Origin of the sequence: Denitrobacterium detoxificans, assembly GCF_015062615.1 — a bacterium.
In the GTDB taxonomy this organism is placed as follows: Bacteria; Actinomycetota; Coriobacteriia; order Coriobacteriales; family Eggerthellaceae; genus Denitrobacterium; species Denitrobacterium detoxificans_A.
The window spans coordinates 64,833-88,881 of record NZ_SUUH01000004.1 but is presented as its reverse complement, the minus strand read 5'-3'; the positions used below and the strand labels follow the sequence as shown (position 1 = coordinate 88,881).

The 24,049-nt window shown below is 54.9% G+C and carries 21 protein-coding genes and 2 tRNA genes; 12 read left to right on the top strand and 11 right to left on the bottom strand.

The genetic code is table 11. The annotated features are described in order from the left end of the window. Window positions 1-116 precede the first annotated feature (116 nt). The 5 genes from E7002_RS06470 to rpmH all read right to left on the bottom strand — a co-directional run bounded on the left by E7002_RS06470 (window position 117) and on the right by rpmH (window position 2,326). On the bottom strand, window positions 117-710 hold the full coding sequence (locus E7002_RS06470; protein WP_303728042.1) for a R3H domain-containing nucleic acid-binding protein: 594 nt from the start codon (window positions 708-710) through the stop codon (window positions 117-119). Between the two features lie 76 nt (window positions 711-786). Then, a complete protein-coding gene (locus E7002_RS06465) occupies window positions 787-1,560 on the bottom strand; it encodes a YidC/Oxa1 family membrane protein insertase (protein ID WP_066664637.1) in 774 nt (257 codons plus the stop codon). A 44-nt stretch (window positions 1,561-1,604) separates the two neighbouring features. Further along, entirely contained in the window at window positions 1,605-1,817 is a 213-nt protein-coding gene (yidD, locus tag E7002_RS06460) for a membrane protein insertion efficiency factor YidD (RefSeq protein WP_303728136.1), read from the bottom strand. A gap of 33 nt (window positions 1,818-1,850) precedes the next feature. After that, on the bottom strand, window positions 1,851-2,183 hold the full coding sequence (gene rnpA, locus E7002_RS06455) for a ribonuclease P protein component (RefSeq protein ID WP_240480593.1): 333 nt from the start codon (window positions 2,181-2,183) through the stop codon (window positions 1,851-1,853). Between the two features lie 8 nt (window positions 2,184-2,191). Then, on the bottom strand, window positions 2,192-2,326 hold the full coding sequence (gene rpmH / locus E7002_RS06450) for a 50S ribosomal protein L34 (RefSeq protein WP_066664640.1): 135 nt from the start codon (window positions 2,324-2,326) through the stop codon (window positions 2,192-2,194). A gap of 741 nt (window positions 2,327-3,067) precedes the next feature. Between rpmH and E7002_RS06445 the strand changes: the two genes are divergently transcribed. The 7 genes from E7002_RS06445 (at window position 3,068) to gyrA (ending at window position 13,348) form a co-directional block, all read left to right on the top strand. Next, window positions 3,068-3,883, top strand: coding sequence for an ATP-binding protein (locus tag E7002_RS06445; protein ID WP_303728040.1), 816 nt, complete (start codon window positions 3,068-3,070; stop codon window positions 3,881-3,883). Window positions 3,884-4,071: 188 nt separating this feature from the next. Further along, entirely contained in the window at window positions 4,072-5,547 is a 1,476-nt protein-coding gene (dnaA, locus tag E7002_RS06440; protein ID WP_303728039.1) for a chromosomal replication initiator protein DnaA, read from the top strand. Between the two features lie 229 nt (window positions 5,548-5,776). Further along, the gene (dnaN, locus tag E7002_RS06435) at window positions 5,777-6,874 is read left to right on the top strand and encodes a DNA polymerase III subunit beta (protein ID WP_303728038.1); all 1,098 of its coding nucleotides are present in this window, start codon (window positions 5,777-5,779) and stop codon (window positions 6,872-6,874) included. A gap of 7 nt (window positions 6,875-6,881) precedes the next feature. Continuing rightward, window positions 6,882-8,048, top strand: coding sequence for a DNA replication/repair protein RecF (locus tag E7002_RS06430; protein ID WP_303728037.1), 1,167 nt, complete (start codon window positions 6,882-6,884; stop codon window positions 8,046-8,048). Continuing rightward, entirely contained in the window at window positions 8,038-8,574 is a 537-nt protein-coding gene (locus E7002_RS06425) for a DciA family protein (RefSeq protein WP_303728036.1), read from the top strand. Before E7002_RS06430 ends, E7002_RS06425 begins: the two co-directional genes overlap by 11 nt. A gap of 156 nt (window positions 8,575-8,730) precedes the next feature. Further along, the gene (gene gyrB, locus E7002_RS06420; protein WP_303728035.1) at window positions 8,731-10,671 is read left to right on the top strand and encodes a DNA topoisomerase (ATP-hydrolyzing) subunit B; all 1,941 of its coding nucleotides are present in this window, start codon (window positions 8,731-8,733) and stop codon (window positions 10,669-10,671) included. Between the two features lie 139 nt (window positions 10,672-10,810). Beyond that, complete coding sequence (gene gyrA, locus E7002_RS06415; RefSeq protein ID WP_303728135.1) at window positions 10,811-13,348, top strand: DNA gyrase subunit A; 2,538 nt, start codon at window positions 10,811-10,813, stop codon at window positions 13,346-13,348. 82 nt (window positions 13,349-13,430) lie between these two features. Here the strand turns inward: gyrA and E7002_RS06410 are convergent, their stop codons facing one another. Next, window positions 13,431-13,934 carry a bifunctional nuclease family protein gene (locus tag E7002_RS06410; RefSeq protein ID WP_303728034.1) on the bottom strand — a complete coding sequence of 168 codons (504 nt, stop codon included), beginning with the start codon at window positions 13,932-13,934 and terminating at the stop codon, window positions 13,431-13,433. Between the two features lie 119 nt (window positions 13,935-14,053). Here E7002_RS06410 and E7002_RS06405 point away from each other — a divergent pair. From E7002_RS06405 to E7002_RS06395, 3 genes are all read left to right on the top strand, one after another. Then, window positions 14,054-14,130, top strand: a tRNA-Ile gene (locus E7002_RS06405). Window positions 14,131-14,215: 85 nt separating this feature from the next. After that, a tRNA-Ala gene (locus tag E7002_RS06400) sits at window positions 14,216-14,291 on the top strand. Window positions 14,292-14,688: 397 nt separating this feature from the next. Next, window positions 14,689-16,149, top strand: coding sequence for an ATP-binding protein (locus tag E7002_RS06395; RefSeq protein WP_303728033.1), 1,461 nt, complete (start codon window positions 14,689-14,691; stop codon window positions 16,147-16,149). Window positions 16,150-16,620: 471 nt separating this feature from the next. On the opposite strand, the gene E7002_RS06390 is transcribed toward E7002_RS06395, so the two are convergent. Genes E7002_RS06390 through E7002_RS06375 form a run of 4 tightly spaced genes read right to left on the bottom strand, consistent with a single transcriptional unit; the run spans window position 16,621 to window position 21,277 of the window. Continuing rightward, window positions 16,621-18,432 carry a UvrD-helicase domain-containing protein gene (locus E7002_RS06390; RefSeq protein ID WP_303728032.1) on the bottom strand — a complete coding sequence of 604 codons (1,812 nt, stop codon included), beginning with the start codon at window positions 18,430-18,432 and terminating at the stop codon, window positions 16,621-16,623. Continuing rightward, a complete protein-coding gene (locus tag E7002_RS06385) occupies window positions 18,422-20,464 on the bottom strand; it encodes an ATP-dependent endonuclease (RefSeq protein WP_303728031.1) in 2,043 nt (680 codons plus the stop codon). The genes E7002_RS06390 and E7002_RS06385 overlap by 11 nt, the downstream gene beginning before the upstream one ends. Before the next feature lie 52 nt (window positions 20,465-20,516). Next, on the bottom strand, window positions 20,517-20,795 hold the full coding sequence (locus E7002_RS06380) for a hypothetical protein (RefSeq protein ID WP_303728030.1): 279 nt from the start codon (window positions 20,793-20,795) through the stop codon (window positions 20,517-20,519). Further along, the gene (locus tag E7002_RS06375; protein WP_303728029.1) at window positions 20,792-21,277 is read right to left on the bottom strand and encodes a hypothetical protein; all 486 of its coding nucleotides are present in this window, start codon (window positions 21,275-21,277) and stop codon (window positions 20,792-20,794) included. The genes E7002_RS06380 and E7002_RS06375 overlap by 4 nt, the downstream gene beginning before the upstream one ends. A 582-nt stretch (window positions 21,278-21,859) precedes the next feature. On the opposite strand from E7002_RS06375, the gene E7002_RS06370 reads away from it, so the two are divergent. Beyond that, window positions 21,860-21,997 (top strand): hypothetical protein, encoded by a 138-nt coding sequence (locus E7002_RS06370; RefSeq protein WP_303728028.1) that lies wholly within the window; start codon window positions 21,860-21,862, stop codon window positions 21,995-21,997. Window positions 21,998-22,158: 161 nt separating this feature from the next. Continuing rightward, complete coding sequence (locus E7002_RS06365) at window positions 22,159-22,740, top strand: DUF3846 domain-containing protein (RefSeq protein WP_303728027.1); 582 nt, start codon at window positions 22,159-22,161, stop codon at window positions 22,738-22,740. On the opposite strand, the gene E7002_RS06360 is transcribed toward E7002_RS06365, so the two are convergent. Further along, on the bottom strand, window positions 22,691-24,004 hold the full coding sequence (locus E7002_RS06360; protein ID WP_303728026.1) for a hypothetical protein: 1,314 nt from the start codon (window positions 24,002-24,004) through the stop codon (window positions 22,691-22,693). The two genes, E7002_RS06365 and E7002_RS06360, sit on opposite strands and share 50 nt — an antisense overlap. Window positions 24,005-24,049 lie beyond the last annotated feature (45 nt).

The window sequence follows — 24,049 nt, the reverse complement described above, 5'->3', positions numbered from 1 at the left end:
GTTTCACGTGAAACATCATGAGAGCCTGATAAATCACCCAGTAGTTGTTTCATCGATAAAGATAAGGCCCCGTTTTATAACGGGGCCTTAGAATCGATTTCAGAAGGTCGATTATCTTAGTCGATAGGAGTAATCACCACGTGGCGAGCAGCGCCTTCTCCCTGGGATCCCGTATCAACCTGATCGTTGTCACGCAGCGCCATATGAATGATGCGACGCTCGTAGGGAGTCATCGGACGAAGTTTGATGCTGCGACCCTGCGACAGAGCACGCTTGGCAGCGGAATGAGCGAGCGACTCAAGCTTCTCACGCTGACGATTCTTGTAACCCTCAACGTCGACCACGACAGGATAGCGATAGCCAATCTGACGCGACGTAATGGAAGAGATGAGGAATTGGAGCGCATCGAGCGTCTTGCCATGACGGCCAATAAGCACTGCCAAATCATCACCGGTGATATCCAGAATGAGCTCACCTTCATCACCTTCGTACTCGTCGATGGTGACTTCACCAAGATTGAAGTACTTCAGGATATCCTCGAGAGCGGCAATTGCGGTATCGGCAATCCGATCAAGCTCTTCTTCGGAAATGACATCATCAGAAGCGACATCTTCAGCAGCTTCTTCAGCGATTTCATCTACCTGTTCTTCGGATTCCTCAAGAACCTCTTCGACCTCGACCTGAGCTTCCTGCTCGATTTCATCAGCCATGTTCTACTCCTTCAAACGCGTTTTGCGGTTATATACCAACAGTCCCGCCTGAAGAGACGGGACTGCAGTAAACATATTAGCGAGACTTGGTGGGGCGCTTCTTCTTTTGCTTGCGCGTCACATCAACCTTAACGGGCTGAGTCTCGATGATTTCAGCTTCCTTCGCTTCGTCGTTCTTACGAAGGCGAGCCATGACGACTTGCTGCTGGGTTACGCCGAACAGCGAAGAGACACCCCAAAAGAGCAATACGCCAGCGGGTGAACCCCAGCCAATCCAAAGCATGAACACCGTCATGAAGGCAGACATGATAAGCGTTTGCTTCTTCTGCGAACTATCGGGAGTGTGCAGCTGCTGAAGAACCATAGGGGCAAACGTTGCGCCAGCGAAGATTAGCAGCAAGATGATGTATGGGATAAACGTAAGAAAACCCTGCTCAAGTGCCGTAGAAGGCGAGAGTGTAAGGTCGGGCACCAGGTGGTAGAACTGATACGAAGTACCCTGCGTACGCGATCCCATTTCCTGCAACACCTGGAACAGAGCAACAAAGATAGGCATCTGAAGCAGAATAGGCAGGCAGCCGGCAAGGGGATTGAACTTAGCATCGGCGTACAGCTTCTGCATTTCCTCTTGCATACGCGGCTGATCGTCGGCGTACTTCGTCTGAATCTCCTGGATGAGAGGCTGAACCTTCTGCATCTGGTAGGAGGACTTGATCTGCTTCTGCATGAGAGGCATGAGGATCAAACGGAAAATAAGGGTGATGACCATGATGGCCATGCCCCAATCCTGGAATACCGAGTAAAAAGAACTGATACACCAGAAGATAAAGTCTTTAAATGCGTCCCACATCTAAGGATTATCCTTTCATCAGATAATCTGTATCCCTAAGCAACTTATGGCACCGGATCGTAGCCGTGGGGCCCACCCGGATGACACTTCAATATGCGCTTGGCTGCTAGAACGAATCCCTTGCAGAAGCCATATCGCTTGAAAGCAATAATCGCATACTGAGAACACGTAGGCTCAAATCTGCAGCATCCGGGAAAAAGAGGGGATAGGGCCATCTGATAGAAGCGCACAAGCGCCACCGCAATGCGTACGGGGATGCTCTTACGCTCGCTGACCACGTCCGTTATTCCTTATTCACCGGCAAACCGACTGATTTGCGCACGACATGACGAAAGCACTTTACTATATTCCTGCTCCAATACGAACCCTTTTGCGAGAAAAACAACGTCAAAGCCCTCCCAAGGCCCGCCGAGATCCCTGCAGACAGCTCGCATTCTACGTTTCGCAGCATTCCGCCAAACCGCATTGCCGGACTTTTTACCGGCAATAAAAGCAACACGACCCTGTGGGTCGTGTTGATTCCTACCCTGGCTAACCAGAAGTGTGATGGAATGTGCGTTATAACGCTTTCCGTGTGCGAATAAGTAGGATATCTCTGTGCTGGACTTAATAGTTTCCAACACAACTTCCCTTAAACGCAAAGACGCTTGCGTCCCTTAGCACGGCGCGCGCGAAGAACAGCACGACCGCCCTTAGTGGACATACGAGCACGGAAGCCATGGCACTTAGCGCGCTTGCGCTTGTTCGGTTGATAGGTGCGCTTCATAGCTGTATCCCTTTCTTACTAGAGTAACTTCCAAAGAGTACGATGCGCGCGCGTATTAATCAACACCAAGCACACCTAATCCATATTTACCTCGGTAGAAAGTTTTCGGGGGAATTCAGGAGTTGAAAACGGGGTTTTTCACACTGAAAAGTGAGTTTTCCACAATTCTGAAAGTGGTGAAATGTGGAAAATAGTGAAAACTCCTGTTATCACTCGTACGCCATTGTGGAAAGAGCTGAGGAGAGGGGTTTGTCAAGTAGGAAAACCGCACTTTTTTACGTGTAAATTAGCCTACGAGCTGACCTTGGAAAACGTGTTTTCAGGCATCTGACCTGGTCTTTTATGGTTCTTCACACACCGAATATGGGGTAGTTCACGTGTGAAAATATTTGTTTCCCCAGTTCGCTACAGTAAGGACATCCTTTTTCGACAAACCCCGCTTTTAATTGATACTTGGCGAGTAGATTTCAACATTTTGAGCCAGTTTTTCCAAAAATGGATTCAGTTTTCAACCCTGGGTTTTCACCCGTTTTCAGGGTTTTCCACTTTTGTTGAACAAAATGTTGAAAACTTTGAATACCCCTTATCAACAACGTATTCAGTTTTCCTGAATATTGAATACATCTGAAAATGGCTGTGAATTTGCAGGTAAAATGGCGCGGTTGTACAATTTCAGAGCTGAAAACCATTGAAAATCATGGAAAACAGCTTGAATAGATTTTTCAGTAATTAAGGGAAACAGTGCCTGAACAGGGTGAATACATAGAAAACGAGGAGAACGAACGGGGTAATGAACCGTTCGATTACACGTTCGTGCATACCGTTGCACGCGTTGCCGTCTACGATGATCTGAAAATGGCTCCGCACGTAATCGAAATCGAACCGGCTCCCACGGCTGAATATATTGAAAAACTAGCCGACGTCATTACCGAACAATCTACTCGCAGGGGTGGAAAGATTCCCTATTCCGCTATCCGAGAGGTGTCGGAGAACTTCATCCACGCACGTTTCACGGAAGTGGTGGTTTCCATCCTCGATGGTGGAAACACGATTCGGTTCTGCGACCAAGGCCCTGGCATCAAGGACAAGACGAATGCCACGCGCCCCGGCTTCACGTCGGCAATCGAGCCGATGAAGCACTACATCCGTGGCGTCGGCAGTGGATTGCCCCTGGTCAAGGAATACCTTACGTTTAGCAATGGCGAAATGACCATCGAAGACAACATGAACAATGGCTCGGTGGTAACGCTTAGCTTGAAGCAAGAGCCCTCCATTCCGCCGCAAACCATCGCTCAGCCAGCAGCGCCCACCATTCCTCAACCGGTGAGCGTTCCCATGATGCCATTGAATGACCGGGAGAAGATGGCCCTGGAGCTATTCGCAAACGAAGGCGCCCTGGGCGTAACCGAACTGGTAAACCTCACGGGTCTCGGCAATTCCAGCGCCTACAACGTCATGAAGAAGCTGGAAGAGTACAACCTTATCGAGAAGACGCCGAACAAGAAGCGCATTCTCACTGACTACGGCGACGCCGTATGGCAGCAGCTTCAGGGATAGCCAACCAGCAGAAGCGCAGATCGCCAGCAGCAAGCTGGCGAGAACAATGCTTGAAAACAGTTTTCCACGTTTATAAAATACCAGGTCAGTAAGGTATTTCATAAACGGTTGTGGAAAACTAACATGCCAATACGCATTCTGATATAGTACCCAATGTGGAAAACTCAACACCGAGGTACTAATACAATATGCAAGGCGAAAACATCGATGCGGTGTGGCAATCGATCACGGCGCATATAAAGACATACGACAACATGGACTCATCGCAGATCGATGCGTTCTTTACACGTTTGCAGCCCCAGGCGTTCAGCGAGGGGTACCTGATGCTCACGGCGGATACCGATTTCATCCGCAAGTGGATCGAATCCCACTACATGCAAGTTATCAAACAGGCGCTCGAGGAAATCTATCGCGTGCCGTTCACCATTCAAATCGAAGTGGACCCCACGTCGAAGTCGCCCATCGTGCCCGCTGCGGCACCGGCTGCACCCGCTCCGGCACCCGTAGCGCAACCCATGCAACCCACCCCTGTTGCGGCGCCGGCACCCATTGCGCAGCCAAGCGCACCCGCGCAGACAGAACCCGCACCGGCGCAGCCCACTGCAAGCGATGGCATGTTCACGGTCTCTTCGTACTCGTTCGACAATTTCGTGCGTGGTACTTCGAATCGCATGGCATATTCCATGGCCATCGCTGTTGCCGAAACCCCTGGTTCGAACCAGCTGAACCCCCTGTTCATCTACGGTAAATCAGGCTTGGGCAAAACCCACCTGCTACGCTCCATCCAAAACTACGTACAGGTAAACTACCCTCATATGCGTTCGGTCTACGTAGACACGATGGAGCTGGTAAACGATTACACCGACGCTGCCATCAGCAACAATCCAAAAGCATTCACCGAGTTCAAGCAGCGTTACGAAAACGCCGACGTACTGCTCATCGACGACGTTCAGGGTCTGCAGGGCCGCAAGGAAACACTGAACATGGTGTTCCAGATCATGAATCGAATGATCGACAGCGGCAAGCAGGTCGTCCTTTCAGCCGACCGCGCGCCGAAGAACATCGACATCGACGAACGCTACAAGAGCCGTTTCAACATGGGTGGCACGTGCGACATTCAACCTCCCGAGCTGGAAACGAAGATGGGCATCATCCGCAAGTTCATCGAAGAATGCAAAATAGCGGGTGGCGCAGACTTCGACATCCCGAATGACGTGCAGGAATATATTGCCAAAAACTCCAGTTCCAACGTTCGCGAGCTGAAAAGCGCCGTTACGAAGGTCATCTTCGAGCTGCGCAACGGCGGATGCGAGGAAATCACCATCGAGGAAGCCTCGCGCTTGCTTTCCGACCATTTCAGCGGTGGTGCCATGAAAAAACTCACCATTGGAGAAGTGCAAGCATGCGTCGAACGCTTCTATAACGTGAGCCATTCCGATTTGGTGGGCAAGAAGCGTTCCGCAAACATCACGCATGCACGCCAGATAGCCATTTACCTATGCAGAACCATGATTGATATTCCGTTCAAGACCATTGGCACGGAATTCAACCGCGATCACTCCACGATCATGTATTCGTATCGTTGCGTCGACGAGAAGGTAAAGGAAAGCCGCCCAATTAACGAAGAGCTTGAATTGCTCCGCCAAATGATCCTTGATCAGTAGGTGGGAAAACGCGACGAAAGTCGTGGGAAACGTAGTGGAAAACAAAGGATGGAAAAGGAAAGATAACGTAATCAATAAAATATGGGGAAAACGATAGCAGGTTATCAACGATGGATTTGAAATAATTTCTTGCGCTTGACCTGGTATTTCCCGAGTTATCCACCAATCCACCGTGCTTATTACTATTATTAGAATTAATTAAATATATAAAAGAGGAAGGGAAGAGAACGTGAAGCTAAGCATTAACAAGAACGAACTCCAAACTGCATTGGGAGTCGTTGCAAAAGGCGCTACTACGCGCTCAACGCTTCCTATCCTCTCAGGCATTCTCCTGAAGGCGTACGGAGATACACTTACGCTGGAAGCAACCAACATGGAACTATCCGTGCGTTGCTCTTTGCCGGCACTCATTGAAGAAGAGGGCTCTACCGTTATCCCCTCTAAGCTTATTACCGACGTCGTGAAGAGCCTTCCCGATTCGGCGGTGCATATCGAGACGAAAGAAGACACGGAAGAGGCAAAGGTTCTCTGCGATACGTCTTCCTTCTCCATCAAGACGCTCAACGCAGAAGACTTCCCTGGCTTCCCAGAGGTAAGCGGCGAAGACCGCATTACCATTCCCTTTGCCACGTTCTCTCATATGGTACGTCGTGTAGCACGCATCGTATCGCGTGACGAATCGCGCGCCATTCTTACGGGCGTGCTCATTGAAGCGGGCAATAACATTCTGCGCATGGTGGCAACCGACTCGTATCGTCTTGCCGTAACCGATACCGATTTCGAGGGCATCGTCGATTTCAATGCCGTTATCGCGGGTTCATTCCTTTCCGAGCTTGCATCGCTGCCCGAAGGCAACGAAACCATCGACCTGGCGCTCGCTGAGAACCAGATCATTGCCACGTATGGCAACACGACGTTCGTGAATCGTCGCATCGAGGGCAACTTCCCTCGTTACAACCAGCTTATCCCCGACACGCACGAGACGCGTGCGGTGTACGACACCAAGCAGCTCATGGAAGCGGTTAAGCGCACGTCGGTACTCAGCAACAAGACGGCGCCGGTAAAGTTCGACCTCAATGGCGCTTCCCAGACCACGCAAATTTCCACGGCAAGCAAGGACATTGGCGCGGCAAGCGAGACCATTGTTTCCTCCATGGAAGGCGGCGACGCCGTTATCGCCTTCAACTTTGGCTATGTCATCGACGGCCTGTCGAGCGTGGAAACCGACAAGGTATACCTGGAACTGCAGGGTTCCCAGAGGCCGGGCATCTTCAAGTCGGAGGAAACCGAGCGTTTCCTGTACCTCATCATGCCCGTTCGCCTGTAGGTAACGCATGGCGCAAGCCGAATATTCCGCATCGCAAACGCCCGGCATGAGGCTGTCTCGTCTTTCGCTGCGCGATTTTAGGAACTACCGTTCCTTCGATCTTTCCAACATTGGGGCCCTTACCATTTTGGTTGGGCCCAATGCGGTGGGAAAGACGAGTGCGGTGGAGGGAATAAGCCTGCTCACGGCATGCTCGTCGTTTCGCACGACGCAAGCAGCGCAGATGATCAAGTGGGGATGCGAAACCGCTCAGCTGGAAGCGCAATTTCAAAGCGAGACGCGCAAGGTGGACATGGGCCTTACCATTTCCGCTGGTCGCCGTTCGTATCGCATGAACGGCAAGCCGCGCAAGGCCGCCGATGTGCGGGGTCTGGTACCCGCCGTGTCCTTCACGCCCGACGACCTGCATCTTGCCAAGGGCGCCGCTTCTGCGCGCCGTGATGCCATCGATAGCGTGGGCGTTCAATTGTCCAGGAACTTCTACAGCGTGTGCGTGGATTACCGCAAGCTTGTGAAGCAGAAGAACCAGGCGCTGAAGGACGAACTTCCCGATGCGTATATCGAAAGTTTGAATGACGTGCTCGTGCGCGTGGGTGTGCAGGTGCTTATGCATCGCCTGCAGGTACTCGACCGCTTGCGTCCCCATTTTCAGTCGTACTATCGCGAGATTACGGGTGGGGGAGAGGAAGCCGATGTTTTGTATGCCCCTTGCTGGGCGAAGGATGCCCCTCTGGAGCCTGGGGTCCTTACGCGCAACGACGCCCTTGCACAGCTTACCTCGTACATGGCGTCTCGCGCCGTTGCCGAACGCGCGCGCAAGCGCTGCCTCGTGGGTCCTCATGCCGATGCGGTCACGTTTACGGTGGAAGGGCACGACGCGGCGCATTTCGCCAGCCAGGGCCAGCAGCGTTCGATCGTGCTCGCCTGGAAGCTCGCGGAAGCGGCGGTGATCGCCTCTGCTACAGGCAATGCTCCCTTGCTGCTGCTCGATGACGTCATGAGCGAGCTCGACGACGCCCGTCGCTCGTATTTCATGAATTTCATCGCGGGAGACACGCAGGCGTTCATCACCACCACGCATACCGACTATTTCACGAGCGATATGCTCGCACGAGCCGATATCATTGCATTAGATGGTTCCGAAGCGTTTATGGGAGGTGCCCGTGAAGATTAATTCCGGCAGCAGGGGCTCCGCTCCCTATCGTGGTGGAATGTCGGGGTTCCTTTCGAACATCCCCGAATTCGACGAGGGCGAGATTCGCAAGGCCCAACGCATCGCGCAGGTACGCGACATGTGGAAGGACCTCGTAGAGCCCATCATTCTGCAGCATACCAACAACGTGTTCGTGTTCACCAAAGACGGTCGTCGCGAAATGCACGTGTATGTGGACGAGAGCATCTACGCCGCCGAGCTGAACAATCGTCGCGAATTGCTGAAATGGCAATGCCGCGAGAAGTTTGGCGAAGAAATCGACCTCTTTGACATCCATATCTCGCGTGGGCGCAACAAGCAGAATCATCCCTACGCCGAAGATGCCGAGGTGCAGCGTGCCGCGAAGGCCGCCGCCCCCGTGGTGCCCCTTACGGAAGAGGAACGCCAGCGCGTGGAAGAGGCATGCGCCCCGATTCCCGACCCCGTACTGAGGGAGAAATTCAAAAAGGCGATGATTTCCGATTTGGAGTGGAAGAAGTCGGAGTGACGGGATTTTTCCCAAAAAAGAGTCAAGATAGGGCTGAGACGCGCTCTGAATGCCCTTAAATAGTGCAAATCGCTCTATTCTCAGATATGTATGGTAGAATTCTACTGTTTACCGCAAGGTTGCTCCATCCAAAATCGTTGTGCAAAGGAGAAGAGCGTGGCAGATAACAAACCATCGCATTACGATGGAAAAGATATTCAGGTTCTGGAGGGTCTCGAGCCTGTTCGCAAGCGCCCTGGCATGTACATTGGCTCTACGAGCGTGCGCGGCCTTCATCACCTGGTATACGAGGTTGTCGACAACGCCGTCGACGAGGCGCTTGCTGGGTATTGTACCGATATTCAAGTTTGGATCTGCGAAGACGGCAGCGTGAAGGTTCGCGACAACGGTCGTGGCATTCCCGTCGACGAGCATCCGAAAGAAAAAATCCCCACGGTCGAGGTTGTACTTACCATTCTGCATGCAGGCGGTAAGTTCGGCGGTGACGGCTACAAGGTATCCGGTGGTCTTCATGGCGTAGGCGTTTCGGTTGTAAACGCCCTTTCCACGAAGATGATCGTGCAGGTTTGCCGCGATGGCAAAGAATACGAGATTTCGTTCAGCCGCGGCAAGACCGTCGAGAAGCTCCATGAGATTGGAACGGCCGATCATACCGGCACTACCGTGCAGTTCTGGCCCGACGCCGAGATTTTCACCGAGACCACCGTATTCAGCTACACCACGCTTTCCGATCGCTTCCGTGAGATGGCCTTCCTGAACAAGGGCCTGAAGATCACGCTGCACGACGAACGCGAAAAGGATGCCGACGGCAACATGCTGGAGGAAACGTTCCAGTACGCCGATGGCATCAAGGATTTCGTGCGCTATCTGAACGAGGGCAAGAGCGAGATCATGAACCCGCAACCCATCTACTTCGATGCGCAGGGCCCTGCCGGCGAAGTGGAAATCGCCATGCAGTGGACGGGTTCCTACTCTGCGAACTCGGTATTCTCGTTTGCCAATAACATCAACACCATCGAAGGCGGTACGCATCTCGATGGCTTCAAGCAGGCCGTTACGCGTACGTTGAACGATTACGCCCGCGCAAAGGGTCTGCTGAAGGAAAAGGACAGCAACCTTACCGGCGATGACTGCCGCGAAGGCCTGGCTGCGGTCATTTCCGTTAAGCTACACGAGCCCCAGTTCGAGGGTCAGACGAAGACGAAGCTCGGCAATTCCGAGATGCGTGCTCTGGTGAGCAATGCCGTCACCAAGGGTCTAGGCGAATACCTGGAGGAGAACCCGGGGCCCGGCAAGCAGATCATCAACAAGGCCTCGCAGGCCCTGAAGGCGCGCGAAGCCGCCCGCAAGGCTCGCGAGATGACGCGCCGCAAGGGCGTCCTGGAATCGTTTTCCCTGCCTGGCAAGTTGGCCGACTGTAGCAGCAAGGATGCTGCCGAGTGCGAAATGTTCATCGTGGAGGGCGATTCTGCAGGTGGTTCGGCCAAGCAGGCCCGCGACCGTAAGTATCAGGCAATCCTTCCCCTGCGCGGCAAGATCCTGAACGTGGAACGCGCTGGCCTTCACCGCGCGCTTTCCAGCGACACCATTTCCTCGCTCATCACCGCCATCGGCACGAACATCGGCGAGGAGTTCGACGCTGAAAAGGCTCGTTACCATCGCATCATCATCATGACCGATGCTGACGTCGACGGTGCGCACATTCAGATTCTGCTGCTCACGTTCTTCTATCGCTACATGCCCGAGCTCATCAACCGTGGCTACATCTACATCGCCATGCCGCCGCTGTACGGCATCAAGGATGGCAAGAAGAAGATTCGCTACTGCTACAACGACGATGCGCTCGCCGAGGCCATGAAGGATTACCCGGCGGACAAGAAGCCTACCGTTCAGCGTTACAAGGGTCTGGGCGAAATGGACCCCGATCAGCTATGGGAAACCACCATGGAGCCGAACCTGCGCATGCTGAAGCAGGTGAGCATCGAAGATGCCGCCGCTGCCGAACGTGCGGTCAGCGAGCTCATGGGCGATCAGGTAGAGCCCCGCAAGGAATACATCCAGCGTCACGCCAAGGACGTGCGCTTCCTGGATATCTAAGCCCCGAACGCAGCTAATCTGAAAAAGGAGTTACACGGTGGCAGACGAAACCAAAGACACCGCCTCGAATGAGGAAGAGAATAACGAAGCAACCGAAACCGAGGTAGCGGAAGAAGACCGCTCTGCCGAGGAAATTGCCATGGCGGCCCAGGTTGTTCCCGCCGACCTGAGCGAGCAGATGCGCCAGTCGTTTATCGAGTATTCGATGAGCGTTATCGTGGCGCGCGCCCTGCCCGACGTGCGCGACGGCCTGAAGCCCGTTCATCGCCGTATTCTGTATGCCATGAACGAAAGCGGCATCCTGCCTACGCGTCCGCATGCCAAGTCGGCCCGTACCGTTGGTGACGTTATTGGTAAGTACCATCCCCACGGCGACTCTGCCGTATACGACACCATGGTGCGCTTGGCCCAGCCGTTCTCGATGAGCGTTCCGCTGGTCGATGGCCACGGCAACTTCGGCTCCATCGATGGCGACAGCGCTGCTGCCATGCGTTACACGGAAGCCCGTCTGGCCAAGCCGGCCATGGAGCTGCTGCGCGACCTCGACAAGGAAACGGTCGATTGGCAGCCCAACTACGACGAGAGCCTGCGCGAGCCGAAGGTTCTGCCTTCGCGCTTCCCCAACTTGCTGGTAAACGGCAGCCAGGGTATTGCCGTTGGCATGGCTACGAACATTCCGCCGCATAATCTGGGCGAAGTCATCGATGCCACGAACCTTATGATGGAAAACCCCGATGTCACCACCGAGGACCTCATGAAGGTCATGCCTGGTCCCGATTTCCCCACGGGTGCCGTGATCATGGGTCGCAAGGGCATTCGCGACGCGTATGAAACGGGCCGCGGCTCGCTTACGCTGCGCGCGAAATGCGAGTTCGACGAAAAGAAGAATGGCCGCCAGATGATCATCGTGAAGGAAATCCCCTACATGGTGAACCGCGCCAAGCTTCTGCAGAAGATTGGCGAGCTCATTCGCGACAAGAAGCTTCCCGAAATCTCGAACGTGCACGACGGCGCCGACCGCCATGGCATCGACATCATCATCGAGCTGAAAAAGGATGCTATTCCCCAGGTGGTGCTGAACAAGCTGTTCAAGCACACCCAGCTGCAGACCACGTTCGGCGTGAACATGCTGGCCCTGGTCGACGATGTGCCGCACACGCTTTCCCTGAAGGAAGTTCTGCACTACTACATCGAACACCAGATGGACGTCATCACCCGTCGTACGCGCTACGACCTGCAGAAGGCCGAAGAGCGCGCCCATATCGTGCGCGGCCTGCTCATTGCCCTCGACCACATCGACGAGGTCATCAAGACCATTCGCTCTTCCAAGACTGATAAGGAAGCACGCGAGCGCTTGATCGAGCAGTTCGGCCTCGACGAGATTCAGGCTAACGCCATCCTGGAGATGCGCCTGCGTCGTCTGACCGGCTTGGAATATGAGAAGCTCCAGGACGAGTTGAACGAACTGGAAGAGAAGATTGCCTACTACAAGCGCGTGCTCGAGGATGACAACCTGGTGAAGGAAATCATTCGTGACGAGCTTCTGGAGATCAAGAAGAAGTACAGCACCGAGCGCAAGACGGTTATCACGGCTTCTTCCTCCACCGACATCAATGTGGAAGACCTCATCGCCGACGAGGATATGGTCGTTACGCTTACCAAGGGCGGCTACATCAAGCGCATCCCGCTTGCCACGTACCGTCAGCAGAAGCGCGGCGGCAAGGGCATGTCGGGCGTGAACTTGAAGGACGACGACTTCGTTGAGCATCTGTTTGTGGCCAGCACCCATGCGTACATGCTGTTCTTCAGTTCGCGCGGTAGGGTGTATCGCCTGAAGGTGTATGAGATTCCCGAGGCTGGCCGCCATGCGCGCGGTACCGCCATCGTAAACCTGCTGCAGCTTGACAGGCAGGCAGGCGAGACCGTGGCAAGCGTTATTGCCACGAAGGACTTCCCCGAAGAGGAATACCTAATGTTTGCCACCGCCCAGGGCATGGTGAAGAAGACTTCGATGAGCCTGTACGACCGTACGCGCCGCGACGGCCTGATTGCCATTAACCTGAAGGAAGATGACGAGCTCATCGACGTGAAGCGCGTGGCTCCCGGCCAGAGCGTCGTAATGGTTTCCAGCGCGGGCAAGGCCATCTGCTGGGATGAGGGCGAGGTTCGCGCCATGGGTCGCGACACTATGGGCGTGCGCGGCATGACGCTTGCCGACGATGCCCGCTTGCTGAGCATGTCTATTGTGCGCGGCGAGAGCGACCTGTTCGTCATCACCGAGCGCGGCTATGGCAAGCGTACTCCCATGAGCGAGTACCCGAACCACCATCGCGGCGGCCAGGGCGTGTTCACCATTGCCATGACCGACAAGAAGGGCCAGCTTGCCGCTGCCAAGGTTGTGAACGAGGACGAGGAACTCATCATCATCACCGAAGAGGGCATCCTCGTGCGTACCGCCGTTGCGGGCATCTCGCAGCTTGGTCGCAACACGCAGGGCGTGCGCGTCATGGACGTTGCCGACAAGGACAAGGTAACGGCTGTGGGCGTCGCGGATGATTCTGAGGAACGTCATCAGCAGCTTGCTGGTGGGGAAGAGGATGACGCTGCCGAAGGCCAGGAGGCTGCAGGCGAGCAGGAACCCGCTGAGTCCTCCGCCGAGGAAGGCACTGAGGAATAGTCTCTAACCCCGGTGTTTCACATGAAACATTAAGGAGCCGGCTTCGTGACGGCTCCTTCTTTATGACCTGTTGGCTTGTTCGCTATTTGAGGAAATCCTCGGGGCGCAGGTTCTTTACGAACGAGTGGAATTCCTTCAGCTCTTCCTGGTCGTCCTTGTGGCTGTGGAAGAGGAAGGGGAATGAGGTTTTCTGCAGAACGTCCTCGTCCATGTAGATGGGGGCATTTTGGCGCACGGCGAGGGATATGGCGTCGCTGGGGCGTGCATCGAGTTCGATGATTCGATCGCCTTGATGCAAGATGAGGTGAGCGTAGAAGGTCTGTTCCTTCTGCGCGACGATTTCGACCCGCAGGATGGTTGCGTCAAGGCTTGTGAGCGCGTTGATCATGAGGTCGTGCGTCATGGGTCGCGCGAAGCGCGCATGCTCTAGGGACATACCTAGCTGCGACGCCTCTACCACGCCGAGCCAGATAGGGACGATGCGGCAGTCGCGATGCTTCTCGAAATCTTCAGTGGGACAGAGGACCAAAATTGAAGGATTTGGAGCATTCGTAACCACTAAAGTCTGTACAGACATCTGAATCATTACGGTTTACCCCCTCAAAATCCCGGCATGTTATAATCAATTGTGAACTTTCTCCATACTATCAGATTTGTCTTGCACAAACGGGGTGGGGAGGGTATTCTAATCAAGCGCGTTTTCGCGGGCCCGTAGCTCAGTTGGTTAGAGCGCACGCCTGATAAGCGTGAGGTCGCTGGTTCAAATCCATTCGGGCCCACCATTTTGTCGATAAACGCTCCACCGTGAGCCGAGTTTGCCGGTGGAGCGTTTATTAATATCTAGCAGCGAAAACGACTTACATATTTGGGGCATTAGCTCAGCTGGGAGAGCGCGGGCTTTGCAAGCCTGAGGTCAGGGGTTCGATCCCCCTATGCTCCACCAACCATTCAAAAGAGGCCATAGGCCTCTTTTTCATTATTCTGCACAGTGCACCCCATCTAGCCCCTTGTGCTCGGCCTTACGTAGCGTTAGTACGCTACGGCCTCGCGGCGGGGCTATCTGGGGCACCCTGAGCAGAATTCGTCTGAAGGGGGATCGAACCCGAGAGGGCGAAAGCCGTAAAGCGTTCGCCCCAGTGGGGCGAACGTAGGCTTTCGGGCGGAGCGCGTAAGCGCGGAGCCGGGATGCTGCGCCGCAGGCGCAGCATGCGCATCCCCCTATGCTCCACCAACCACTCCTCATGATTCTTCGACCTGCTTTGCAGCTGTCCGACGTTGCCGTACGGGGTTTAAGGCGTGACGCTGCTAGAATACTCAGTCAAGAAAGAAACGGAGGATAGATGCAGCAGCCTATCGACACCAACGACCCGCAGGTGTTCGCCACCGTAGAAGAGAATCAGTACTTCGATCGGAAGAGCGCGCGCAAGGACGCCGACGAGATTGCTAAACACATCATCGCCTTCGCCAACTTCGCAGGTGGCAAGCTCGTCATCGGCATAGAGGACGATGGTGAGATCACCGGCTTCAAGCGCGACAAGGCGCACGACATCGAGGATTTCAAGCAAGCGGCCATCACGTGCTGCGATCCCGTTCCCAAAGTTGAGACGGCCGAGATCCCCATAACCAACTCCAAGGGCGAAGACGACCTAATCCTCGTCATCGACATCGAGGCATCGGCCGAACGCGTCATAACCAGGCGCAAGGACAAGGCTGTATTTCTACGGCAGAAGGATAGGAGCGTCATCCTTGACCGTGAGCAGGTTATAGCGCTCGAATATGATAAGAACCAGCGACGCTACGAAGACGAGGTAGACGACCGCTCCTCCATAGAGGACATCGACCTGGAAGTGATGTCCCGCTACAAGGCAGCCATAGGCACGGACGCGCCAATCGAACAGGTCCTCCGCAGCCGTGGGTTCATGAGGAACGGCCACCTGACAAACGCGGGCATCCTGCTGTTCGCCGAGTACCCGCCGAAGTTCATGCCCTGGGCCCGCGTGAGGGTGCTGCGCTATGACGGCGTGAAGCGCGAAACGGGCAAACGAATGAACATCGTGAAGGATAGGACGTTTGACGGCCCGCTCCCAAAGGTGATAGATGGCGCCAAGGCGATGATCTCCGAGCAGTTGCGCGAGTTCCAGTTCCTGGGAGACGACGGTCTGTTCAGGGTGATCCCGGAGTATCCGGAGTTCAGCTGGTTCGAGGGCGTGGTCAATGCGGTCACGCACCGCAATTACGGGTACAGCGGGGACTACATCCGCATATCCATCTTCGACGACCGCATGGAGATCTTCAGCCCCGGCAAGCTCCCCAACCTGGTGACCCTCGAGAACATGAGCCACACGCGCTGGTCGAGGAACCCCGTCATTGCCCGCACGCTCATCGAGTTCGGCTGGGTGCGCGAGCTGAATGAGGGCGTGAAACGCATCTACGAGGAAATGGAAGGACTCTACCTGAACCCGCCGGTGTTCTCCGAGCCGAACAACGCCGCCGTGCTTCTCACGTTAGAGAACAATATCGGTACAAGGGCCTTGCGCCAGCAAGAAAGCCTCGAGGATCACATCGGGCTGGATATCATGGGTTCGTTGAACGAGTACGAGATTGAGGCCGTCCGATACGCCATGTCTCGCGGCAGCGTCACGACCAAGACGCTCGCCGAGCAACTGCGTAAAAGCTCGAGCCTGTGCGCCAAGACGCTGAAGGGACTAGCCGAAAAGGGCGTGCTCGAATGGCATGGCAGCAGCAAGAACGACCCCTCGCAGTACTACACGCTCTCGGAAGTACGGAGTAAAACGGAGTAAATACGGAGTAGGCGGCTACTGGTGGCAAACGCTTCGACGCGGTCTTCCTGAACTCGCAGGTGAATCGCCAAATAACGGAGTAAAACGGAGTAAATACGGAGTAACGGATTGCGCAGTCTGAAACCTGATAGCGAATACTTCACGTTCCTGGACGAGTTGAGGGACAGCGGGACGGTCGACACCGTGTTGGCGGCTTCGTGCCTGGTGCGGGAGTTTCCGGGGCTTCGGGCCGAGGAGGCCAAGGCGCGCGCTGGTCGACAGCGGCGCCCCTTCCTTGAAGACATCTATGAAATACTAACAATCTTCCAACTCGTTTACGGCGAGCCGGCTTGTCCATGCGGTTATTACGGTGGCTCGAGGGCCGGACGCACCTGCAGTGCGTATTGCGTGCGCACCTACCGGGATCGCCTGTTGGATATCGCCAAAGATCGGCTGCGTGGTTTTGCGCGTGTGAGCGTCTTGAAAACGAGCTCAGATTCTTATCACTTGAGCCGCTCCGGGGCTCTGAAGCAATGTGAAGAACTCATTGATTGCGTCATGTCGTTGCGCTGCGCCCAGCCTATAGTTGCTGAAGGTGAACGTTACGCTGCTTTTTGCGCGAGACAGAGCGACGAAGAAGGCGCATCGGTCTTCTTCTGGCTGATTTTTGAAAGACCAAAACGCGTCATCCTCTAAACCGAGGAAGTAAACGCGTTGGTACTCCAGGCCTTTGCTCTTGTGGATGGTCATGACGGGGACGACGCCTTTGCCCAATAGCCTATCGATTGCAGCGAGAATGTCGGACGATGTTTCCAACGCGCCGTGAAGCGCCTTCACCAAAAAGCGCATCTGCCTACTGAGCTGATCGCTTTGCCTGTAAGCCGGATACCTTGCCATAATGCTTTCTTGGCTGATCCATTCGGTTATCAGCTGGAACGAAGCTTCCAGGGAAGCTTCGCTGTTCGCTTTTCGTAATCTAGAGCCAAACCTATCCAGCAGTCCATTGAGTTCAAGCTCGGTCGTCGCGAATTTGCCAGGGTCTTCAATTTCGTTTCCGTCACGCAAATTGAGCAGTTCGTCCTTTGCCGCTCGCCTGAGTCTTGCGCTGCAATTTCCGAGGGCGACATACGCGCAATCGATAATCAAGCTGATGAAGGGGTCTGAGAGAATTGTTTGATAATCCGCCTCCAATCTCGATTCGATTCCTGCTTCGCTAAGCTCCTTCATAATCGTCCTGGCATATTCATCGACCTTCTGCTTACTTAGGATGCAGATCTCTTCGGGCTCGACGCCTGCAGCGATGGCGTTCGAAATATCCCGCGCTAGGTATGCTGCTTCCTTGCGGTCGTCATCGCTTATGACAAGCCTTATCTCGCCGTCGTCGGGACGCCATGCATCTGACGGTAGTGCGGGCGAGGCGTGCTCGCCGAGAGAGTTGTACATCCTTGCCTGGAGTTCGACGAGCTTAGGCGCTGAGCGGTAGTTCCTGAGCAGTTGGATCTTCTCCGCATTGAAGTCGCTATGGAAACGGTCGAATGCATCCCTCATGGCGCCAGCCCAAAGCATAATCCGCTGCTTGTTGTCCCCAACGGCTGTCAAGGTGCCGTTGCCTCCTCCGAATAGGGCTTCTATCATCTTGTATTGGAAAGACGTCGTGTCCTGGAATTCGTCTATGAATACGTACTTGAAGGTCCGTCGTATTGCTTCCACTACAAGAGGGTTGTGCCTCAGAATGTATAGCGCCAGCGAGAAGACCATGGAAAAGCTCAGATGGCTTCTTTCGCCGTCCGGATTGTTGATCATGGTGAGGAAGATCCTCGCGTTCCCGCTTCCACCATATGCGATAAGCCTGCATTCTTCGGCCTCTTTTGCCCGGAACTGCTTCCTGTTCCCGCCGCAGACTTCGTCTCGGATCTTTCCCATGACTTCTTCGTCGTTGATTACGTAGTCATGGGTTGGTCGATACTGCTCGGGGAGGGCGTTTCTGAACCGGTCGAGGATGGACTTGGCGAAAGCGTCGAAGGTCACCGATGTGAACCTACGTCCGTATTCGGTTCCGCACCTCTCCTCCACGCGGTCGGACAAATTCGCCGCTGCGTCGACCTTGAAGCTTACGGCGAGTATCCGATGAGGCGCGTCGCATATGCCGGTTTGGAACAGGTAGCACGCCTTTTGCGCGAGCAACTCTGTTTTGCCCGCGCCCGGCCCTGCCACAACGAGCACGTTGCCCTCGAAGCGCAGGGCTTCATCAGCTCTGTCCTCGAGAACGATTCCGTCAGCCGGCAGCCATTCCTCACGCTTCATCGTCTGCCTCCGCAGGGGATCCCGAAGCGAGGCCGAAAACCGTTTTCACAAGGCACTCCAGTGTTTCAGGCATATGCTCCCTGAAAGACTCGTCGTCTACATTGGCAAGCGCAAGGATGTGCGTGCCTGGTTTGCCCCTATTTCCGAGGAAAAGGCTCTTGTAGCACGGCATGAGATCCTTCTGGTCTTCTGTATAAGTGGATCCGTCGCCGCCAGAGCCGTGTTTGCCCGAGTGCAAAACGTATTCGATGGCGTGCTGCCTATCCTCTATAGGTAATTCAACGGTGGAGCGATTGGACTCGTTTTCCGTGTCTTGCAGATTGATTGTTCCATCGACAGCCTTGTATGCACTGGGAAACGCGCAGAGCATCGCGAAGTCCAGATCGAGTGGTGCCGAGAAGAACACGCCCTTCGATTCGAGGTAACCAATCCATTCGTCAAATTCGGGGTCATCGTCGTCGCGTTTGCTGAGGGACTTGAATTCCGGCGAGTCCGTTGAGATGCCACCCGGCCAGTCAAACGTCTCGTCCTTCTTGAATTCTTCCAGCTTGCAAGCGGCGTACTTGATTCTACCCCATCCACCTCCGTAGCGTTCGCGGTCCAGGTCCAAAAGCGTCACGTAGGGGATATCGAGCTCGTTGAAAAGCCTCCAGAAATGGTTGACGTGCCTTCCGCCAAGCGGCGCGACGGATATCCCGTTGGCATCCGCTTGCCCGCATAGTGCCTCAATCGCCCTGGGCAGGACGATTTCCTCGCTGCTGCCTTCGCCGAGTACAACGGCTTTCGCGAACAGCACCTCGGGATAGGCGAGGAGAGACCCGCGGACGTATTTGTACGCTTCCGCTTCTGTGTTGTCAGGCAAGGACAAGCGGCGGCAAATCGTGGAATTGGATTCACGGCGCATCCTGAAATGTCGGATCTCCGTCGGCTCCACTCGCCCCACAATCGCGGGGGAGTGCGACGTTGCGATCACTTGGCAGTGGGGCTCTTCTCCGATTTTCCTCAGCTCCAGCATCAACTTGCCGAGCAGGTGAGGGGCGATGTGGTTTTCCGGCTCTTCGACGGCTAGAAGCGTGAGCGTGGGCAGGGTGACGTTGAAGTGTTCCTTTATGCCGTCTGCATTTTGCCGAAGCTTGCCCTCGAGTTCTACGAGGCCTTTTACCATGGAGAAGTAGAACAGAGATCTTAAGCCGTCTCCGAGCTCTTCGATCTCGTATTCCCTCTCCTCCGGTGTCGGCGAGAACGCGACTGCGGGATGATTCACTACGGACTCGAAGCTCCCTCCACCGAAGGTCAGCCTGGCGTTCCCGTAGCGGCTGTCGTCATCAAGGCCGTCCCAAGCGTCGTGGAGAGATTTGTCGATGGCATTCGCTCCGGGCTCTTCGAGCACGGTGTCGCTGATTTCGTTTATCTTAGCCCTGATAGCGTTCTTCTTGGCATCGCGCCAGTTCACCGATCCTATTAGGCCGCCAATTATCGTTCCCGAGTTCGCCCTAAACTCCGCCTTGGGATTCCGTGATGCGGGGACGTAGATCATTCGTATTGAGTCTAGCAGCTGTCGCTTAGCCGCGACGCAGTCCTCTTTCGTCTCGAGTTCGCCTTCCGCGGCCTTAATGAATGCTATCTCGCTGTCGATGGATCCCTCGGCGTTCGCACTCCTGCTCCACTTTGCCGAGAGCCGGATGCGCATAATAGGCGTCCCTTCCGGCCCGTTCAACGTCAGGTAATCGTAAAAAACCGCGACAACATCGTTCGGTTCCGCCGAGAGGAGCTCGTCGAATTCGAAGACGGCCTCAACGGCCAATTCAAGCTCATCGACATCCTCTGGTTTCGCGTCTTTTGGGAGATGAAAATCGCTGCGTATAATCTGGCGGTCGGCTTGTCGCGGGGCGAATATCTTTCCGAGCGCGGCGAGGGCCGCGGTCTTTCCGGAGCTGTTCTCGCCTATAAAGGTGGTAAGGCCATTGAACTCGATGGTTTGACGCTCGCCGAACGATCTGAACCCCTCGATTATTACTTTGGCAAGTCGCATTGCCGCCCCTCCGTTCTCCACTGTCTGCGATAGAATAAGGTTGTCCCTTGCACTACGGTTCCACGCTTTCGTTAAGCTGAAAGTGCGCCCATTCGATAATATCGGACGCTTTGCTCAGCCAAAGATCCCAGTATTTCTGGAGCGTGTGCGTGACGAGCTCGTCTCTTAGACCGGCATCCAGCATGGCGATAGCTGTCATTGCAATGTTGTTGACGCGCTCGGCTTCGATAGCTTCTTGTATTTCTGCATCTCTCTCATTACGAAATCGCTGCTGTATCTCGGGGATTAGGCTCCTCGTCTCTCGCTTGATTGCTTCCGAAAAAGAACTCATAGGCCTTCGCCCCTTTCCTGGGTCGGGAGAACAACTATATCTTCATGGTTAAGTGCACCGGCGGGGTACTCGGATATGTATCCGGTCATGAGAAAGTGTCCGCCACAATAATCGCACGTGTCTTCGAGCTCGAACTCGTATAGAGTTTCTGGACCCATCTGCCCGTCGTTCGTCGTGATGTTGCACCTGTTTTCGAGGTCGACCCGCAAAAGCGTATTACAATGCGGGCAATTTACGACCCGCTTCAGGCTGATGCCGCCTATTTCCCAAACGTCTTCGCTGTTGGCATTGTTTGCCTCATTTAACCGCACCTTGTTGTAATAATCGATCAGCGCATACCTGAAAACCTCTGATTTTGGTTTGCCAGTCGTTTCGCTTACGTAGTTGAGTTTTCTGCTCTCTTCGTCGTTGAGCCGAACGCGATACTGGTTGTCCCGACTATCGCTCAGCTTTGGTCTGCCTCGCATGAATTCTCCCTCCATATAACTGCAACTTTCTATTATTGGATATCCAAATAATATTCTAACAGCAATACGAGTGAAGTCAAGATAAGTGGATATCCATTAAATAGCTGCAGACAGAAGCGCCAGAGTCGAGAGCGGTTCCGTAAGCGGATGGTTGCATTCATTGAGCAAGAGAACGTAAGGGGCAGTAGTCATCCCCTGGTATAGCCGTGCTTTAGTAGTGCATAGCGGGCTTGCGTAGCCGTGGTGAAGACACGGGAGGGAGGGCTTGGGCGGCCGCCCCAGTTGACTTTCATGCGCCATGCGCCCCAGGCGGCGTGACAGCCCCGGCGGAATGTGGGGGCGCGGGCCCCCGGGCTGCGGACGAGTTCCAACGACGTGAGCGCATGGTGGCAGCGATGGCCGGCGGAGCAAACAGATAATGCCTCTATCGCGCAAGCTCGAGACGCTTTCCATTGGAGGAAGCCGAATCATCTTCCATCTTCGGTCTGCGACTAACCGGCGCAGACGCCAGTTGGCTGGTCGTACTAACGACATGATGTTCTATTAGAATTGGTACTAGATTTGTACTGCATTGCGCATGTGATGGAAGGACGTGCGATGAAGTATTCCGAGCTCATCGTGAGCGATGCAAAGGATTCCGAGGTGCAGACGTTTCTCGTAGACGGCGATGTCGTGCCCATGACCATATGGATACCGAGCAACTTCCGCGATTCGGCGATGGAGCGGACGCCGTAGCCTTCGTCGTAGAGCTCGGCAGCTCTCGATCTCGTGATGGCAGCGTGCAAAGTTCTACGGGCCATGCAAAAGCCTCCCTTTTCTCATGTCCAAGAAAAGGGAGGCAGTTCAGATAAGGGAGATCCCTTCGATTCCCCATTTATCTCGAGACTCGCCTATTAATGCGATTAAGTTGTCGGTTGAGACCACATGCTTTTTCTCCAGGGGCTGCATCTCAGGGTTGCGGCTTCCTGAGCGCATTGCAGGTATGCGTCGGCGGGCCGATCGAGGCGGCGGGCTACATCTTCTGCGACGAGCCGGCAGTTTACGTGAACGTGGAAGGCATTTTGGGCGCCTCGCTCGAGACGGCGAACCGCGCCGTATACGCCACGCGGCAGATGGCCGAGGCGGGCTACCTCTCGCAGATGGACTTCTCGCACGCGGTTGCGGAGGGCAAGCTCTACTCGATCGTCTTCGGCGACATGGTCTGGGTGGGCTTCGACCCGGAAACTGGCGAGAACCGCGACATCACCGATGCGGAGTCCGAGCGGGTCGTGGAGCGCTTCGGTGGCGTGGAGTCGATCGGGTCCACGCCGTCGAATACCTCCATCTCGCGTTCCGCAGGCAGGCCGCCGGATAGACGGCTTCCGCCACCAGAACCCCTCCGCAGGTATTCCACAATGCCGGCGCGGAGGGGTTCATCGGTAGTCCAGCCTATACATATATTGACTGGACTGCCGGATTGCTGGCTACGCCCTCCCTGATTCCGAAGAAATCATCGTTTGCCATTCGAATCAGGATTTGGGCCGGCGTGCTCGGATTGGCTCCTACGGCCGCCTGCACAAAACCGCCGGGCTCTCTCGACAGCTCCTCGAGGACGTCGACTGGTGTCGCTTTGTTTGCTGCAACCCGATCCTGCGCAATGCTGTCATCCTTAGCCAGGACCCGCAATGCCTTCGGTGAAGCATTTGGATTACCGGCGAGGTTAATCCTCACCTCAACATCAGAGTCGTCTACCAACATATCGAGGCATTCGGTAGGAGCGCTCGGATTCTCTGCAACCTTTCTTCTGACGGATTCCTCCCAATCCTGGGCGAGTTCCAGGAATAAGTCAGTGGGCAGGTTGGGGTTTCCGGCAACATATTCTCGAACGCCTGGGTTCTGGTCGACAGAGAGAGTTCGTATTATCTGAACAGGGGTGGACGGGTTGCCGCCTATATATCTCCTTGTCTCATAAGCCTCACGTCTTATAGACTCGCAACTCCGCTCGTCTCCCTGGCTTTCTAGCGCATCCGCTTCTTCGAGCTCGCAAACCGTCCTTTCGTATATCGAGGTCAACACATTAGGTGGCGTGCTCGGATTGATCTCGACCCCATATCGAACCTGCCCCTCTTCGTCGAAGGCGAGCTTCTCCAGCAGATAGTCAGGAGTGCCCGGATTCTGGGCAACCTGGCTCTTCACGAAATATCTCGTTGTAAAACCTGTTTTGGGCTGACTCGTATCCTCGTATTCGGCGAGCCGTTCGAGAACGTGTTGGGGGGTGCTCGGGTTTTTCGCGACCTCGGCCATATGACAGTCCGAAAGGAGCTCGAGTGTTTCGGCGGGGGTGCTCGGATTCTCCGCGATATAGCATCCAGGGACCCTATCTTCAAGCGTTCCTTGGGCGAGCTCGGCAAGCAAATGACCCGGCGTGTGGGTATTCATAGCGACGCCGTTAGTCACAAGACCGCCATCATGCGAGAGCTTCTCCAACAAGGCGCTTGGGGTGCTAGGATTCCGGGCGACGAAACCTCTCACCACGTAATCTTCGTCCTTTGCTAGCTCCTCCAGCAGATAAACGGGGGTATTGGGGTTTCCCGCTATGGCGTTCCGCACGCTTTGATGGGGGTCCTTTGCGAGTATGTCCGCGAGCGAGCGCGAGGATTTCTTCTGCTCCCCCGGAGATGAGCTCTTGCTTCGTGATTTTGAGATGAGGAAGACAATCGCTATAACTGCGGCGACGCCGATAATGATGATCCCGAAATCCATGCCACTTCTCCAATCTAATCGCGCAGAACGGCTCGATTGTTCTAT

Bases quoted from the DNA above. Each gene is read 5' to 3' on its own strand.
- E7002_RS06470 (WP_303728042.1), bottom strand. From the start codon at position 710: ATGGCTGATGAAATCGAGCAGGAAGCTCAGGTCGAGGTCGAAGAGGTT.
- E7002_RS06465 (WP_066664637.1), bottom strand. From the start codon at position 1,560: ATGTGGGACGCATTTAAAGACTTTATCTTCTGGTGTATCAGTTCTTTT.
- rpmH (WP_066664640.1), bottom strand. From the start codon at position 2,326: ATGAAGCGCACCTATCAACCGAACAAGCGCAAGCGCGCTAAGTGCCAT.
- dnaA (WP_303728039.1), top strand. From the start codon at position 4,072: ATGCAAGGCGAAAACATCGATGCGGTGTGGCAATCGATCACGGCGCAT.
- E7002_RS06430 (WP_303728037.1), top strand. From the start codon at position 6,882: ATGGCGCAAGCCGAATATTCCGCATCGCAAACGCCCGGCATGAGGCTG.
- gyrA (WP_303728135.1), top strand. From the start codon at position 10,811: ATGGCGGCCCAGGTTGTTCCCGCCGACCTGAGCGAGCAGATGCGCCAG.
- E7002_RS06410 (WP_303728034.1), bottom strand. From the start codon at position 13,934: ATGATTCAGATGTCTGTACAGACTTTAGTGGTTACGAATGCTCCAAAT.
- E7002_RS06395 (WP_303728033.1), top strand. From the start codon at position 14,689: ATGCAGCAGCCTATCGACACCAACGACCCGCAGGTGTTCGCCACCGTA.
- E7002_RS06390 (WP_303728032.1), bottom strand. From the start codon at position 18,432: ATGAAGCGTGAGGAATGGCTGCCGGCTGACGGAATCGTTCTCGAGGAC.
- E7002_RS06385 (WP_303728031.1), bottom strand. From the start codon at position 20,464: ATGCGACTTGCCAAAGTAATAATCGAGGGGTTCAGATCGTTCGGCGAG.
- E7002_RS06380 (WP_303728030.1), bottom strand. From the start codon at position 20,795: ATGAGTTCTTTTTCGGAAGCAATCAAGCGAGAGACGAGGAGCCTAATC.
- E7002_RS06375 (WP_303728029.1), bottom strand. From the start codon at position 21,277: ATGGAGGGAGAATTCATGCGAGGCAGACCAAAGCTGAGCGATAGTCGG.
- E7002_RS06370 (WP_303728028.1), top strand. From the start codon at position 21,860: ATGAAGTATTCCGAGCTCATCGTGAGCGATGCAAAGGATTCCGAGGTG.
- E7002_RS06365 (WP_303728027.1), top strand. From the start codon at position 22,159: ATGCGATTAAGTTGTCGGTTGAGACCACATGCTTTTTCTCCAGGGGCT.
- E7002_RS06360 (WP_303728026.1), bottom strand. From the start codon at position 24,004: ATGGATTTCGGGATCATCATTATCGGCGTCGCCGCAGTTATAGCGATT.